Annotated in this window: 17 protein-coding genes and 2 pseudogenes; 16 read left to right on the top strand and 3 right to left on the bottom strand. The window is 60.1% G+C overall.

The features are described from left to right. Window positions 1-162: 162 nt before the first annotated feature. Entirely contained in the window at window positions 163-378 is a 216-nt protein-coding gene (locus tag ACLFLU_RS29845; RefSeq protein ID WP_426414101.1) for a DUF3551 domain-containing protein, read from the bottom strand. Between the two features lie 731 nt (window positions 379-1,109). Here ACLFLU_RS29845 and ACLFLU_RS29840 point away from each other — a divergent pair. The 4 genes from ACLFLU_RS29840 (at window position 1,110) to ACLFLU_RS29825 (ending at window position 3,625) form a co-directional block, all read left to right on the top strand. Further along, window positions 1,110-1,898 carry a DUF4261 domain-containing protein gene (locus ACLFLU_RS29840; RefSeq protein ID WP_426408318.1) on the top strand — a complete coding sequence of 263 codons (789 nt, stop codon included), beginning with the start codon at window positions 1,110-1,112 and terminating at the stop codon, window positions 1,896-1,898. Window positions 1,899-1,947: 49 nt separating this feature from the next. Then, entirely contained in the window at window positions 1,948-2,601 is a 654-nt protein-coding gene (locus ACLFLU_RS29835) for an imm11 family protein (protein WP_426408317.1), read from the top strand. Window positions 2,602-2,894: 293 nt separating this feature from the next. Further along, window positions 2,895-3,278, top strand: coding sequence for a hypothetical protein (locus tag ACLFLU_RS29830; RefSeq protein WP_426408316.1), 384 nt, complete (start codon window positions 2,895-2,897; stop codon window positions 3,276-3,278). Beyond that, window positions 3,275-3,625, top strand: a complete 351-nt coding sequence (locus tag ACLFLU_RS29825) for a hypothetical protein (RefSeq protein WP_426408315.1) — start codon at window positions 3,275-3,277, stop codon at window positions 3,623-3,625. Before ACLFLU_RS29830 ends, ACLFLU_RS29825 begins: the two co-directional genes overlap by 4 nt. Window positions 3,626-3,780: 155 nt before the next feature. Here ACLFLU_RS29825 and ACLFLU_RS29820 read toward each other — a convergent pair whose 3' ends face one another. Further along, window positions 3,781-4,236 carry a hypothetical protein gene (locus tag ACLFLU_RS29820; RefSeq protein ID WP_426408314.1) on the bottom strand — a complete coding sequence of 152 codons (456 nt, stop codon included), beginning with the start codon at window positions 4,234-4,236 and terminating at the stop codon, window positions 3,781-3,783. On the opposite strand from ACLFLU_RS29820, the gene ACLFLU_RS29815 reads away from it, so the two are divergent. From ACLFLU_RS29815 to ACLFLU_RS29790, 6 genes are all read left to right on the top strand, one after another. Further along, window positions 4,236-5,522 carry a PBSX family phage terminase large subunit gene (locus ACLFLU_RS29815; RefSeq protein WP_426408313.1) on the top strand — a complete coding sequence of 429 codons (1,287 nt, stop codon included), beginning with the start codon at window positions 4,236-4,238 and terminating at the stop codon, window positions 5,520-5,522. The genes ACLFLU_RS29820 and ACLFLU_RS29815 overlap by 1 nt on opposite strands. A gap of 104 nt (window positions 5,523-5,626) precedes the next feature. Further along, the gene (locus tag ACLFLU_RS29810) at window positions 5,627-5,854 is read left to right on the top strand and encodes a hypothetical protein (protein WP_426408312.1); all 228 of its coding nucleotides are present in this window, start codon (window positions 5,627-5,629) and stop codon (window positions 5,852-5,854) included. A gap of 22 nt (window positions 5,855-5,876) precedes the next feature. Further along, complete coding sequence (locus tag ACLFLU_RS29805; RefSeq protein ID WP_426408311.1) at window positions 5,877-6,155, top strand: hypothetical protein; 279 nt, start codon at window positions 5,877-5,879, stop codon at window positions 6,153-6,155. A gap of 329 nt (window positions 6,156-6,484) precedes the next feature. Continuing rightward, on the top strand, window positions 6,485-7,060 hold the full coding sequence (locus ACLFLU_RS29800; protein WP_426408310.1) for a portal protein: 576 nt from the start codon (window positions 6,485-6,487) through the stop codon (window positions 7,058-7,060). A 134-nt stretch (window positions 7,061-7,194) separates the two neighbouring features. Continuing rightward, on the top strand, window positions 7,195-7,584 hold the full coding sequence (locus ACLFLU_RS29795) for a hypothetical protein (protein ID WP_426408309.1): 390 nt from the start codon (window positions 7,195-7,197) through the stop codon (window positions 7,582-7,584). A gap of 218 nt (window positions 7,585-7,802) precedes the next feature. Continuing rightward, the gene (locus tag ACLFLU_RS29790; RefSeq protein WP_426408308.1) at window positions 7,803-8,324 is read left to right on the top strand and encodes a hypothetical protein; all 522 of its coding nucleotides are present in this window, start codon (window positions 7,803-7,805) and stop codon (window positions 8,322-8,324) included. Window positions 8,325-8,382: 58 nt separating this feature from the next. Here ACLFLU_RS29790 and ACLFLU_RS29785 read toward each other — a convergent pair whose 3' ends face one another. Then, entirely contained in the window at window positions 8,383-9,168 is a 786-nt protein-coding gene (locus tag ACLFLU_RS29785; protein ID WP_426408307.1) for a hypothetical protein, read from the bottom strand. Between the two features lie 343 nt (window positions 9,169-9,511). Between ACLFLU_RS29785 and ACLFLU_RS29780 the strand changes: the two genes are divergently transcribed. From ACLFLU_RS29780 to ACLFLU_RS29755, 6 genes and pseudogenes are all read left to right on the top strand, one after another. After that, on the top strand, window positions 9,512-10,582 hold the full coding sequence (locus tag ACLFLU_RS29780) for a peptidoglycan DD-metalloendopeptidase family protein (protein WP_426408306.1): 1,071 nt from the start codon (window positions 9,512-9,514) through the stop codon (window positions 10,580-10,582). Window positions 10,583-10,642: 60 nt separating this feature from the next. Beyond that, window positions 10,643-10,900, top strand: a pseudogene (locus tag ACLFLU_RS29775) (portal protein); the annotation flags it as partial. Window positions 10,901-11,008: 108 nt separating this feature from the next. Continuing rightward, window positions 11,009-11,200 (top strand): annotated as a pseudogene (locus ACLFLU_RS29770) (hypothetical protein); the annotation flags it as partial. Continuing rightward, a complete protein-coding gene (locus ACLFLU_RS29765) occupies window positions 11,197-11,496 on the top strand; it encodes a hypothetical protein (protein WP_426408305.1) in 300 nt (99 codons plus the stop codon). The pseudogene ACLFLU_RS29770 and the gene ACLFLU_RS29765, both read left to right, overlap by 4 nt. Window positions 11,497-11,559: 63 nt before the next feature. Beyond that, entirely contained in the window at window positions 11,560-11,988 is a 429-nt protein-coding gene (locus ACLFLU_RS29760) for a GNAT family N-acetyltransferase (protein WP_426408304.1), read from the top strand. A gap of 236 nt (window positions 11,989-12,224) precedes the next feature. Beyond that, window positions 12,225-13,493: a CaiB/BaiF CoA transferase family protein gene (locus tag ACLFLU_RS29755; RefSeq protein ID WP_426408303.1), complete on the top strand. Its 1,269-nt coding sequence runs from the start codon at window positions 12,225-12,227 to the stop codon at window positions 13,491-13,493. Window positions 13,494-13,535: the final 42 nt, after the last annotated feature.

Raw genomic sequence — 13,535 nt, 5'->3', positions numbered from 1 at the left:
CCGGGGCCGTCCTCTCGCGTTGACACGTCGGGCAAAACACCGGCAGAATGGCATCATCGGAAAGTCTGGTTCAGCCCGCGCGGAGAAATCCGTAGCGGGCTTTTGCATGAACACGAACATTCAGCGCGGCACCGCAGCAACTGCTGCCGCCGCAATCGTATCTCATCGGGAACGCGGACTGCGGTCTGGATGAGGCGGCTGCTGCGCATAAGGGTTTTGCAGGCACATGGCGGAAAGGCCCGCAGCGGACGCTCTGCATTCGTCCCATGAGCTATACTGGCATGAAATATAGCTGCTGCCGCCCCACTGCCACCTCTGAAGGCACACCGGAGCATTGCCGGCGAACCGTTGAGCCGCGGCCGGAGCAGCCACAGACATTGTGATCCCGACCAGGAGAAGAATGGGAAGCGCGCGCATGATGTGACTCCGGGGATCTGCGAATTCGACTCTATATAGGCTTTGACACGTCGGGCAAAACACTGGCAGAATCACATCATCGACAAGTTTGGTTCGGTCCGCGCGGAGCAAATCCGCCGCGGGCTTTTTGATGCCGCGGTCCGGCCTGGCGTCCTGAAAGAACAAGTCGACGGCCGCGGCTCTTGTACCGTCGGGAAGATTCCATGCTGACAGACGCCCAGATCGCCGTGCTCTGCGACATCGGCCAGTCCATCGCCTTTCAGCGATGACAAGCAGGCGGAGCTGTTCGGGCTGATCGCGGGCGGCTACGTGCGGAAGGATGGCGACACCTTCGAGCTCAGCGCCAAGGGCGATGCGGCCGTGGTGGATCGCGGTGCGGGGTTGAATGAGGCGTGATGTCGAGCGCGTCGCGGGCAATCGCAATAAAGTTTGCTGCGTCGGGCAACACTAGCGGAATGACATCATCTGGATGGGCTAATTGGCCCGCGGTGAGTTCTCGCCGCGGTTTTTTTGTTTGAAGAAGTAGCCCTGCTTAACGGCGCAGCTAAACGAATATTGCAAGCGAGAAATGGCTCGGATTCGCCCGTCGAGTCCGGAGCTGCCGTAATTGACAATGTTCCTAGTTTGTTCTAGTTCGCATTTCAACCTCTGGGTGATCACCAGCTGCCCAGTTGGATTAGATGAGGCGGCCAATGAGTAGCTCCATCCTCGCCCTTGTCTTGTTAGAAATGCCGACGACCCCTGACATGGTGCTGGTCGTCAAGGCCCTTCGCGCGAGACATCCCGAGCTGGCGGTTGAAATCGAGGATGGTCGCGGTGCGGAGGACATTCGGCAGCCTTCAGTGAACTCGCCGCTCATCCGATGTGGCGGCGAATTGGTTGCTGTGATGTCGATGCCGGCCCCCATTCCGCCAGATCCCGGCTTGTGGTCACGCGCGGCTTCCACCTGGCCGGAAGGCAAGACGGTAGCCTTGCGTCATCAAGGTCATCTGATTGTCTCGGTGCTGGGACAGAATCTGCAACCACTGCCGGTCGCCCGTCTCACGACAGCCGTCGTTGGCGCGTTGATTGCCACGATGCCAACGTGCTCCGCGGTGGTGTGGGACACCAAGGTCGCGCGACCCGCCAAGCTTTGGATGGAGATGTCGCGTCAATCCTTTGCGCAATTTCCCGACTATCCCTTTACCCTCTGGATCGACATCATGCCATTCCGTTCGGAGGCGAAGATCGGCGCCGTAACAATGGGACTGTCGGCATTTGCGGGGCGCGAGATTGAATTCGAGACCGACACGCTTGGGCTTCGAATTATGATCGACAGAGTGGCAGGCCTCGCAGTCTATCTGATTGAGCATGGTGCGGTCGTTAAAGACGGCGACACCTTTGGAGGGGATGAGCACGAGCGAATGACGGCGAGCTTTAGATCATCCAAGCGATTTGCGGGCTTGCCTGTACTGTTCTGTGCGGCGAACACAACATCTTAAGAACGGCAGTGATGCCGTCTCTGCCTAGTCGTCAAGAGGGACCACGAGGATGAGCGACGAAAAACCTGAGCCGATCAAACGGTCTAGGACGATCAAGCGCAGGTTTTACCAGACGGGACCCAACTATCGTCTCGGAGGGCGGCCGGGATTCGCGATGGAAAATGCGGACGTGCTCGCCCCCGATACCGGGGTGCTTGAACCGCCTCCGGGGCGAGGATTTCCAAATTATCCGGAGCCACCCCGTTTCCTGTTTGACAAAAAGATAGGGGTTGCCCCAAAGGATATAGAGCTATTTCATCACTACTGGTTGATTTCCGATCGGATGAAGACGGTGTTCGAAGTGGTCGATCCGACCGGATTTGCCTTTGTCGCATGCGACATCCGCGTACCACAGGGGCACTACACTGGACCTCAATATTGGCTTTGCGACGTCGTTCGTGTCCTTGACGCGGTGGATGAAACGCGATCACGATTGAACATCGGTATTGTTGACGACCCGATCTACCGAAATTACGGATTGAAATACTACAATTTTTTAATCAAGGGGGCCAAGCTCGTCTTTAGAGAAGACGCGGTGGGGAGCGCGCACGTTTTCAGATTGGCCCATAAGGATGCAACCGTCATCGCCGATCAGGCGCTCAAGGATGCATGCAAGACCGCTGGTGTTGCAGGAATCCTGTTTAGGGATGCGTCACATCTCTAGTTCTGCGGGTCCCCTTCGTCGATAGCATAATCGGCGCGAGCTGTTTCGCCCCACGACCTGAATCGGCCGGCCTTTTCGTCCAATGCCGATTTCCGCGAACTCGGTTCGACATCGTTTGACACGTCGGGCAAAACACCGGCAGAGTGGCATCATCGAGATGAGTTGGTCGAGCCCGCGCGGAATGATCCGCAGCGGGTTTTTTCATGTCGACTTACGGGGCGCATCGCCGCAATTGCGGCAGCCGCGCTCCGATTGCAAATGAAGTTTGACACGTCGGGCAAAACACCGGCAGAATGGCATCATCGAAACGAGTTTGTCAGCCCGCGCGGGAAGCATCCGCTGCGGGCTTTTTTGTTTCGATTTTAGGAATCGGACGGCGTCCCGCGCATCGCGGCCTCGCCCTCGTTGAAACGCGTTCATGGAGCGCCGACACGCGCGCCGCCGTCCGAACCACATTGATTGGCCGTGCACGCGCGAACGTGCCGGCCCGCGGCGCGAGCTCTGCTTGCGCTGCCGCGGTCCCCGGAAGCGGGGATAAGGTTCGCGCCGAAACGATCGCGCGTCGTCTCGCGATCTGCCGCACTGTTGCTTTTGTTGGAGAAACGATGACAGTCTATCTGATATCGCTCGCGCTTGCGGGCCTGGTCGCGATTGTTGTGTGGGAGATTTTTGCTTGAGCGATGGTCTTGAATACGAGCCTAAGGTCGCGGACGTCTACCGGCCTGCCGCCAAGAAGGCATCGAAGAGGACGTCGAAAGCGCGAACGCTGACCGAGATCGGGTCGCTGGCGCGCAGTCATACTAGGACGGCCGTCCGCGTTCTCGTCGGCATCATGCGCAATGACGATGCGACGCCGGCCGTTCGCCTCTCGGCCGCCAATGCGATCCTCGATCGCGGCTGGGGCAAGACGGCGCAACCGGTCGAGAACGGCGAAGACGGCGTGCTGGAATTGATCCACCGGATCGAACGCATCATCGTGCATCCGGGAAGCGCTGATGCGGGTGACGCTGGCGCCGATGCTTGAGCCGTCAGGATCGCGATTTGAAATGCTGTTCGATTGAACGTTTGACACGTCGGGCAAAACACCGGCAGAATAGCATCATCGAGATAAGTTGGTTCAACCCGCGCCGGGCAGTCGGTCGCGGGTTTTTCATTTCGATGGTCCTTGTATTGCTTGGGCTAGTTCTTGGTCTGCTTGTTGGTCCGTCGCTGCCCGGCATAAGCACGCTGCACCTGGTCGCTGCAATAGGACAGCGTCCGACCGTCGCCGGTGAAATGTCCGTTGTTGATGATCCAGAGGACGACGGTCTTGTCGTCGACCTTCTTGAACATCAGGTTCTCTCCGTCCGGCGTGGAGGCCGTGTCTTGCACGCTGATGACTTCCGGGCCTGATGCGGGCTGCAACGCGCAGGTCGCGCCGATCCTGACGGTGTCGGGAAGTTGCGCACGCGTCTTGTCGATCTTGCAAATGTTGGAGGCTGTCGTGATCGATTTTCCGGAAAAGGCAACGATGGTGTCATTGAACTTCGCGCAGCGGTCGTCGAAGTCGGCGCCCGCTGCGGCGTAGCAACGAAGACTGGTCCGCGATGTGGCGCAGGCGTACCAGCCTGCCCTAGGGCGAGCGAGCGTATCCATTGTCCATCCTCAAAATTCCAACGGCCAGGATCTTTGCGCCGTTGCTCAAACCCGCGCGCTACAAGGGCGTGTACGGCGGACGCGGCTCGGGGAAATCGCATTTCTTCGGCGAGCTCCTGGTCGAGACCTGCCAGGCCGAGCGCGGCACGCTCGCGGTCTGCATTCGCGAGGCGCAGCGGACGCTGGCGCAATCGTCGAAGCGGCTGATCGAAGGCAAGATCGCAAGCCTCGGGCTCGGCCATGGTTTCAAGCTCTATAGCGACAAGATCGAGACGCCCGGCGACGGGCTCATCATCTTTCGCGGACTTTTGGATCATACGGCGGACTCGATCAAATCACTGGAAGGATTCCGCATCGCCTGGATCGACGAGGCGCAGTCGCTGAGCGCGCGCAGCCTGGCGCTGCTGCGGCCGACGATCCGCGCCAAAAATTCCGAGCTGTGGGCGAGCTGGAATCCGCGCCGCAAGAGCGATGCGATCGACGATTTTTTGCGCTCGCGTCAGCCCGACGGGGCGCTGGTGGTGAAAGCCAACTGGCGCGACAATCCCTGGTTTCCGGAGGTGCTGGAGGAGGAGCGGTTGCTCGACCAAAAACTCTACCCGGAGCGCTACGATCACATCTGGGAAGGCGACTATGCGCGCGCCTTCGAGGGCGCCTATTTTTCAGCGCTGCTGTCGGAAGCTCGCGCGCAGGGGCGGATCGGAAAGGTCTCGGCCGATCCGCTGCTGCGGCTGCGCGCCTTCATCGATATCGGCGGCGCCGGTGCCGCAGCGGATGCCTTCACGATCTGGATCGTGCAATGGGTGGGAACCGAGATTCGCGTGCTGGATTATTACGAGAGCGTCGGCCAGGTGCTGGCGTTTCACGTCAACTGGCTGCGCTCGCGCGGCTACGACAATGCCGTGCTCTATCTGCCGCATGACGGCGTCGCCGCGAACGCCATCACCGGCAAGCGCTATGAGGATCATCTGCGCGAGGCGGGCTTCACGGTCGAGCCGCCGGTGAAGAACCAGGGACCGGGTGCGGCGATGATGCGGATCGAGGCGCTGCGGCGGTTGGGGGCGCAGCTCTGGTTCAACGAAGAGACGACGGAGCCCGGCCGCGAGGCGCTCGGCTTCTATCACGAGCGCAAGGACGAGGCGCGCAACATCGGGCTCGGCCCAGAGCACGACTGGTCGAGCCACGCCGCCGATGCGCTCGGACTGATGGCGATCTGCTACGAGCAGCCGGGCAGGGTGGCCGCGTTCAACCGGCCGATACGATATGCGGAGCAGGGATGGGTGTGAGGGAAGCACTTGGCTGCGGCAAACCTGCGGTTGACGTTGTTCTTGTTATGTTCTAGAAGATGCAGCTTCTACCATTGCGTGAGTTTGCAATGTCGACGTTTGGAATGCTGATCGACCTGATCGGATACTCGGTGGCGCGAGCCACCTTGCCGTTTTTGCGTTCGGCCGGATCTATGTCGAGCCCTTCAGCGCATCGCCGCAGCCATTGCGGTGGCGAGCTGTCGGGCGTCGGCGATGTCAAATCGAAAGGCGCAGGTCGAACGAATTATCTCGTCAAGTCCATCCGTTCTGATTATGGCCTGGGTGTCAACGTGGTCGGCTGGGCACGCTGAACGTTCAGCCAGAGAGGGTGAGATGGATAACTTCGTCTCCAGCTGCATCGGCTTCCTGTATGAGGCGTTCGTCGAGTGCATAGGATGCACGGTCCCACGGATTGTCTTTCCGCTGCTGTCGCTTGGTCGAGTTTATGTCAAGCCGTTCAATTCACCGCTGCAGCGCTTCAACTGGCTCGGCTACCGGCGGGATGAAAGCGGTCGAATTGAACTGGACGATTCGGTTGCCGGAGTTATGGGGCTCTTCGTCGTTTTCATCGTGCTTCTCGCGATCACCTTGCTCTTCCGGCTCTCTATCTAATCCTTGCATCGCCCGCTCGATCGGCACTGCCGAGCTCTGCCATTCGTCGCTGCTAGATGGCGGCATCGCTCAATTCGGTTAGGAATGTTCATGTTGAATTTTCTACTTGCCGACCGTTTTGGAAATTGGACTGCGTCCCAGGCCGGCATCGTGCCCGCTCCCGGCGAGGCGGATGGTGAGCCTGCGGCCGGAGCTCGCGGCTCTGTTCGGCCCGCGGATATCCGCCGTTTGACCCGGGTGTCTCCGACCGGGCGCTGAAGAGAGGCGCGGAGGTGACTCCGGTAGCGAAAAATCAACAGACCAGCATTGCCAAACCGAAAAGGTCTTTCATGCCAAAGATGTCGATCTCCGACGTGAAGGCGATGCTCGCCTCCGAGAAAGCGAACGCGCTCGCCGCCATGTCGGCGGCACGGCTTGCCGAGGAGCGGGCCGACGCGATGGATTATTATCTCGGCGACATGCGCAAGGACATGCCGGCGCAGGACGGCCGCTCGCGCGCGGTGTCGACCGACGTCGCCGACACGATCGAAGGCCTGATGCCGTCGCTGATGGACATCTTTGCCGGCGCCGACGAGGTCGTGCGCTTCGAGCCGGTCGGCCCGGAAGATGTCGTCGCCGCGCAGCAGGAGACCGATTACGTCAATCACGTCTTCATGCAGCAGAACCCCGGCTTCATGGTGCTCTATTCCTTCATCAAGGACGCGCTGCTCTCGAAGGTCGGCATCGTCAAGGTCTGGTGGGAGGAGCGGGAGGAGGAGAGCCGGGAGACGTACTACGATCTCACCGACGATCAGTTCGCGTTGCTTGCCCAGGACGTCGCGGAATCGAGCGGGGCGATGAAGATCGTCGCGCACACGGTGCATGACATGGCTGACCAGCGAGGCGTGTCGCAGACTGCATCCTGAGCATCAGCAAGGACGTTCGCGCTCGCAGGCTGGCAGCGCGGGCCTCGTGCTTTCAGCCAGGCTATGCGAAGCTTGCCGGCGAACGTGGAGTACATACGTCTGCCTCACGAAGCCTGGTTCGCCGAAAGGACATCATGGTAGCTCTCTTCACGGTTTTGACGGGGATAGCCGTCATCTGGACAACCGTCACGTACCTGCACGTCTTCAACGCCGTACGCGAGCATCTTCCACCTCAGTTTCAGGACTACGAGAATGCGCGTTATGCATTTTCGGTGTGGGCGCTGCAGCATCCGACGCCACTCTCTGTGCAGGCGGAGTATGTCCGATTTGTCAAAGGATCCATCGTTATGGGTCTTAGCGGAGGACTAGCCCTCCTTTCATCCGGACAGCCGGTCCTGATGGTCTTCGGCTGCGGGTTCCTGGCAGCCTTTCTCTACGGCGTGTTTTTCGCAATCAGGTGTTCGAGAACTTACGAGCAGAATTGCAAGAGGGCCGAGGCCCGGAATGATGAGCAGAACCAATGAGCGACAAGGGGACTTATGGCGGATTCACGGTGGGAGTGCCGGCGTGGGGAGGAGTTGGCGCTGGGGCCTATATAGACAATTCCGGAAGGCTCTATCCGCAGCTCTATTACGGTACGCCTGGCTTCAGTGCGTCGGCAGGATATACCAATGATCTAGGCACTCTGCTGACGGGGCCATCGGCAGCAGGAAGCATCGGGAGAGGGTGGGTCGGAGCGAACGTGGCGACTGTGGGCAACGAGACGGGTGTGGGCTTCGGCACGCCCGGCGTTGGCGTTACCTATGGAATTGGCCCCTTCGATTTCTCGGAGGACTACTCGCAGCCATGGATCAAGAAGCTGATCAGAGATTCCGTTGACGGAGCGGGTCTGCCGAACCATCGAAACGTGTGGGAATATGGCTACCCCGAGCCGGACCAGAAGAGCCCTGAAACGAATGCTGTTCGACGTCTCACGCGCGTGGACGCCCCAAATGCTGGCGCTGTTTCCGCTTCGGGAAGCGCTCCAGCGGCATATCCTTCAACGTCCAACGGTCGATTTGGCGACTGGGGAGGACTGCCTGGCGAACCTCAACCGTCGCAGGCCAGCCGGCCAATCGGCTTATTCGCAAATGAACCAAGCTCTTCCATGGCATCGTCAATGCGAGGATTTGATACTCGCAGTGACGCAAGGAGCGCGACGAGCGGCTCGGCCGGAGGGCTGCTCGGCATGATCCAGGACTATATGCGCAACAACGGTTACTAAGTCGACTGCAGCCGAGGATGTTCGTCCGGCTTGGCCACGCAGACGATGCCTGAGGGTTTCAAGGCCGCGGCGAACCGGGAGGCCACCGATGCAACTGCCATTGCCCGTTCACGCGAACAACTTCAGCGGGCCAGTCGACGAGGTCGGAGTCAGGCTTGGGGCGCCAGCTCACTTTGAGCAATAGACGATCGTCACCTTCCCAGCGGTCGTACTCCCAAAGCTCATAGCCCTCAGACCTGTAATGAAAGGCAGGCTCGGTCGCGCCGCCGTTCGCCGGTATGATGTCGATTCCGTTGTTTCCATCGGATGGGCCTTCGGTCCAGAAGACTGATGCGAGCCACTTCTTGCCGGGCGAGTAGCGCGGGGGAGCGACGATCTTTTCCTCCTTTCCATCGCGCTGCCGGACCAGAATCCATTCGTCGCTTTCGTAGTACAGGACGTGGACAAGAAGTAGCTGGTGGTCGGGGAAATAGTCATAAAGCATGTAAGTCTTGCAGCTTTCGTAGGGCCCTTTGTCGCAGGCCTTCTTGCTCTGATTGTCTTTGTAGAGTTTCACGGCGCCATTGCCCAACGTCAGGCGAAGTTCGCCACCCCGGCGTGTCGCCAGTGCTCCGGTCTTTGGAATGCAGGCTTTTTCGAATGTGCGCGAGTAGGGGTCATCCTCGTAACCCCCGCTCTTCGTCTTTTCATCGAGAACGATCGCGGGATGCTGACAAGCACCGTCGCGGGGATACGGCTTAACACAACTGAAATCTGCCGGGCATGGAGCGTCTGACGAGTTTTCCGCGAATGCGTTGCATGCCCCTATCGATGCGAAAAACGCGCAAAGGATAATTGCCCGCATCGTCATCTCTCGAACCGATTTGAGAGCGGCTGAAGCGAATCTCAATTTGCTGTCTCCGTGGATGTTAAATTTTGATGCGAACCGCGGCGGATGCCGAGAACAGCATGTGTCCGTATGCCAGTCGATGGATGAGCATAGTCCGCTGGTTGAGACGGACTAAAGTACTACCTGACCGCTCAGGACATCAAGTCCCCGCTTTCGCGCGACGTCCGCAAAACGATCGCTGCCAGACTTGCACGCAGGATTCGATGTCGGTCCAGCGGGCGCGCTGGCGCTGGCGAGGCCGGGAAAGGTTCACCTCTTCGAACGCGCGCGCAGTGTCAACAATTGAGGGAAACAAGAGATGCCCGAGTACAAATATCCCGGCTATGGTCCGACCAAGGAAAATTGGCTGACGCCCCGCGCGAAGACCAAGGGTGGTTATCACGGCGGCAGCGATAATCCGGCCGAGCCCGGAACGCCGGTCTACGCGCAGTACGGCGGAGAAATATTCAGAACCGGCAGAATCGATGGCTACGGCATGTCCGTTGTCGTCAAATCAAAAGCCCCGGACGGCACAGTCTTCTATCAGCTCTATGGCCATCTCGGACCGGATCAGCTGCCGGCGCCGGGTACACCGGTTGTTGCAAATCAGCCCATACCGGGTGCGGTCATCGGCACCACAAAATATGTTCAGGATCAGGGAGGTCTCACGACCGGTCCGCATCTGCATCGTGAGATCATTTCCGGCAAGGCACCTTTGAATGCCGATCCGAACAAACGGTTCGGAATCTATTCCAGCGACATCACGCACAAGGCTGATCCGGACGTGTTTGATATCGATCGTCCGGCCTTTCCGTACCAGAACGGGGAGCCGAAGCCGGCGCTTCCACCTGGCTCGACAACTGCGCCGTCTCGATCTCCCCAGATTCGGCCATCTCTTCCCGGCGATACATTGCCGACGGATCTTCCTCGGCTGGGAGCTGCGCCTCTGTCATCGTCCGGAATGGCTATTCCTGGCACGGAAGGTCCGACATCGCTTGGTGGGCCGAACGGTCCGGCGTTATTGCGGGCTCCTGCATCTTCGCGCTCGCAATCACCCGGGAGTTCGTCACCAATTGTCGACCCGGCGCCGCCACCGCTGCGCTTTGCGCCCGAGGAGTTCCGGAATTTCGGGCCGTTCGCGATGCCGGGGTCATTCGGTGGTCCTGGCGTAGCGTCAGCCGCTTCGGGGATGCCGTCCGGTTCGCGTGCACAGCCGTCGGCTCCGGCTCGCTTTCCACTCGAGGCGCTGCTGGCACCCGATCCCAATCGCGCATTGGATCAATGGGCCTCGCCGCGGCGAGATGAATCACTGCGCACGAATCCGGATCAAGCGCCCGCTGGCGGACTACTCGGCTTGATCCAGGACTATATGCGCAACAACGGCTACTAGGCCGCCGCGGCCGTTCTGCTGTCTGCCGACACGCGGCAAAACCAAAGAGTTCAATCAAACATGCCCGTTCCCTTGCTAGCCACGGCGCCGCCGGCGCCGATGGGCTCTCCCGTCTTGCATGACGTCACGATCGTCACCACGCGCAAGCTCGCCCAGGCGCGGGTCATGGGCGTGCCACCCGAAGAATTCGGCATCGAGCGCGGTGCGCGCAGCATTCGCGACTGCAATTATTGCTTCCACGAGGTCGTCACCAAGACCGAAGCGGAGCTGATCGCGGAAGGGTTTGACGCCGGCCAGATCAGGGCGTTGCAGCCGCATACCGAGACGACCGAGATCGAGACGCTGGCGCGCGACACCGTGGAAGAGCATCTCTCCGCGACCGCCGGCGGGGCAAGCGCCAATACGGCCGCGCGGCTCGTGCGCAGGCACGAGCCGGATAAGCTAATCGGATATTGCGTGACGATTTATTTCGCGAAGCTCCTTGTCTGGGACAAGGTTATCGGCCTCGGATCAACTGATCCGCTCGCAGGGTTTGCGGCGATTACCGCTAATCTCGTCGTCTCCTTCTACTTCGCCAAGCGCGGATTTGAGAATGTTGCAAGGATCATCAAGCGGTGAAGATGCCAGACGACGAAATCAGGGCCATCGTCGCTGAGACGCTGGCCGAGCAGCACAGGCTCCAACAGGACAGCATCGATGCGATCGTGTTGAAGGCGGTCGCGTCGGTGCTGGCTTCCTTTGGAATCGAAGACGATGACCGGAAAGAGGTGAGGGCAGATTTCCAGCACCTGCGGCGGTGGCGAAAGAGCGTGGAGCAAGCGCAGAGCTACACCTTCAAGGCCGTGATTACGGTGATTGCGACCGGCCTGATGGGAGCCGTCTGGCTCGGCGTGAAGGTCGTGCTGAGCAAGTGAGTTTTCGTGGCGGTGGCATCGCCGAACGGCCGCCCGAGGTCGTTCCATACTATGGATCCTGCCATGTACAGAATTCGTATGATCGATGCATTCGATGATGACGTTGCCGACACCTTGGCTGATCTGCATCGGTTCACGTTCTTCGATGCCGCGGCCATGCCGCAGTTCGACATCGGAACGTGGTGGCTCGCTTATCACGGTGATGATGCGGTCGCTTTCGCAGGTGTTGTGCCGTCCACTCGTGAGCGAAATAGCGGCTACTTCTCCAGAGTAGGGGTCTTGCAGCGACATTGGGGCAAGGGACTTCAGCTCCGGCTAATGCGGACCGTCGAAGCGCGGGGCCGGCGCATCGGATGGGACAGTATCGTTTCGGATACAACGGATAATCGTTTTTCCGCCAATAATTTCATCAAGGCGGGCTATCGGCTCTACGAACCGGAGATGCCCTGGGCCTGGTCGCATACCCTCTATTGGCGAAGGTCGCTTCGCTAAGCGGAGTTTCCCGTGACGCGGGAGGTTGCTTTTCGCAACGTCAAATGGCGCGCGCTGATGCAGGCGCGGCCTTGTTCGCCTAGAATGCTTGAGGACCTGGCAGCTTGACCGCTGCCGGGTCCTTTTTGCGTATTGAAGCGTTGCTGCTGAGGCACTTGCGAAGTCGGCTCTGCCGGGCTTTAAGTTCGCTCGCAGGAAATTCGGCGAGCACAAGCCGATGTAAGGGAGCCCCTGGGATGTCCACCAAGCCTCAATTGCCGGAACGTCCGTCGCGGGCGGCGGGAGGACCAACCGCACTTGATGGTCTGCTGGTCGTCGATTTCACGCGCGTGGTCGCGGGTCCCGCCTGCACGCAGACGCTCGCCGATTTCGGCGCGCGCGTCATCAAGATCGAGAACCCCGATGGTGGCGACGATACGCGCGCTTATGAGCATGCTGAGATCGGTGGCGAAAGCGCTGCCTATCTCAGCCTGAACCGCAACAAGAGCGGCATCGCACTCGATCTCGCCGTGCCGGAGGCGCGCGAGATCGCACTGGATTTGATCCGCAAGGCGGACGTCGTCGTCGAGAACTTTTCCAGCGGGGTCATGAAGAAGTTCGGTCTCGATTATGAGGCTGTCGCACCGCTCAACCCGCGGCTGGTCTATTGTTCGATCTCTGCTTACGGGCGCGCCGGACCATTCGCCTCGCGCCCCGGCTTCGATCCCATCACGCAAGCCGAGAGCGGCTTCATGTCGCTCAACGGGTTTGCTGATGGTCCGGCGGTTCGGACCGGCCCGCCGATTGTCGACATGGCGACGGGGATGTCGGCCTGCAATGCCATCTTGCTGGCGCTATTGGCGCGGGATCGGCTCGGTCGCGGACAGCACGTCGAGGTCGCCCTGTTCGACGTCGCGATGGGGATGACCGGCTTCTATGGCATGGCCTATCTGATCAATGGTGAGAACCCCGGAAGGTTCGGAAATTCGCCGAGTGGATCTCCCACCGTCGGCGTCTACGAAGCATCCGACGGTCCGCTCTACATGGCCTGCGCCAATGATCGGTTGTATCGGCGGCTGGTGGTGGAGGTGATGAATCGCCCGGATCTCATCAATGAGCCACAGTTCGCCACGCGAAAGGCTCGATCCGAGAACAAGGAGTTGCTGCGCGCAGCCATCGCGGAGGTGTTCGCGGGCGACACGCTCGAGAACTGGATGGCGAGGATGAAGCTGGCCAATATCCCGGTCGGCTATCTCCGGACGGTCGAGGAGGGGTTCAATGCGCCTGAAGCGCGCGAGCGCGCGCGCCTGAGCCGGATCCCGCATCGTACGGCGCAATGGGTGCCCAACATCGAGCCGCCGATCAATATGAGCCTGACGGCGGCAATTGATCCCGTGGCTGCGCCCCTGCTGGGCGAGCATACCGAAGGCGTCATGCGGGAGACGCTTGGCTATGACGAGGGCCGGATTGCGGCTTTGGCCGAAAAAGGGGTGTTTGGTCAGCGCAAGGCCGCGACGTCGGATTGAGCAGAACAGGGCGTCGTGGTCGCAGGCAAGCCTTTGCGCCTC

The organism is Bradyrhizobium ganzhouense, assembly GCF_049949285.1.
Classification (GTDB): domain Bacteria; phylum Pseudomonadota; class Alphaproteobacteria; order Rhizobiales; family Xanthobacteraceae; genus Bradyrhizobium; species Bradyrhizobium ganzhouense.
Note: the sequence above shows the minus strand (reverse complement) of the source record. Positions and strands in the feature narration are given on the sequence as shown.

Coding starts and splice junctions, on each gene's coding strand:
- ACLFLU_RS29840 (WP_426408318.1), top strand. CDS start 1,110: ATGAGTAGCTCCATCCTCGCCCTTGTCTTGTTAGAAATGCCGACGACC.
- ACLFLU_RS29835 (WP_426408317.1), top strand. CDS start 1,948: ATGAGCGACGAAAAACCTGAGCCGATCAAACGGTCTAGGACGATCAAG.
- ACLFLU_RS29785 (WP_426408307.1), bottom strand. CDS start 9,168: ATGCGGGCAATTATCCTTTGCGCGTTTTTCGCATCGATAGGGGCATGC.
- ACLFLU_RS29830 (WP_426408316.1), top strand. CDS start 2,895: ATGGCATCATCGAAACGAGTTTGTCAGCCCGCGCGGGAAGCATCCGCT.
- ACLFLU_RS29755 (WP_426408303.1), top strand. CDS start 12,225: ATGTCCACCAAGCCTCAATTGCCGGAACGTCCGTCGCGGGCGGCGGGA.
- ACLFLU_RS29795 (WP_426408309.1), top strand. CDS start 7,195: ATGGTAGCTCTCTTCACGGTTTTGACGGGGATAGCCGTCATCTGGACA.
- ACLFLU_RS29800 (WP_426408310.1), top strand. CDS start 6,485: ATGCCAAAGATGTCGATCTCCGACGTGAAGGCGATGCTCGCCTCCGAG.
- ACLFLU_RS29820 (WP_426408314.1), bottom strand. CDS start 4,236: ATGGATACGCTCGCTCGCCCTAGGGCAGGCTGGTACGCCTGCGCCACA.
- ACLFLU_RS29780 (WP_426408306.1), top strand. CDS start 9,512: ATGCCCGAGTACAAATATCCCGGCTATGGTCCGACCAAGGAAAATTGG.
- ACLFLU_RS29760 (WP_426408304.1), top strand. CDS start 11,560: ATGTACAGAATTCGTATGATCGATGCATTCGATGATGACGTTGCCGAC.
- ACLFLU_RS29810 (WP_426408312.1), top strand. CDS start 5,627: ATGCTGATCGACCTGATCGGATACTCGGTGGCGCGAGCCACCTTGCCG.
- ACLFLU_RS29845 (WP_426414101.1), bottom strand. CDS start 378: ATGTCTGTGGCTGCTCCGGCCGCGGCTCAACGGTTCGCCGGCAATGCT.
- ACLFLU_RS29805 (WP_426408311.1), top strand. CDS start 5,877: ATGGATAACTTCGTCTCCAGCTGCATCGGCTTCCTGTATGAGGCGTTC.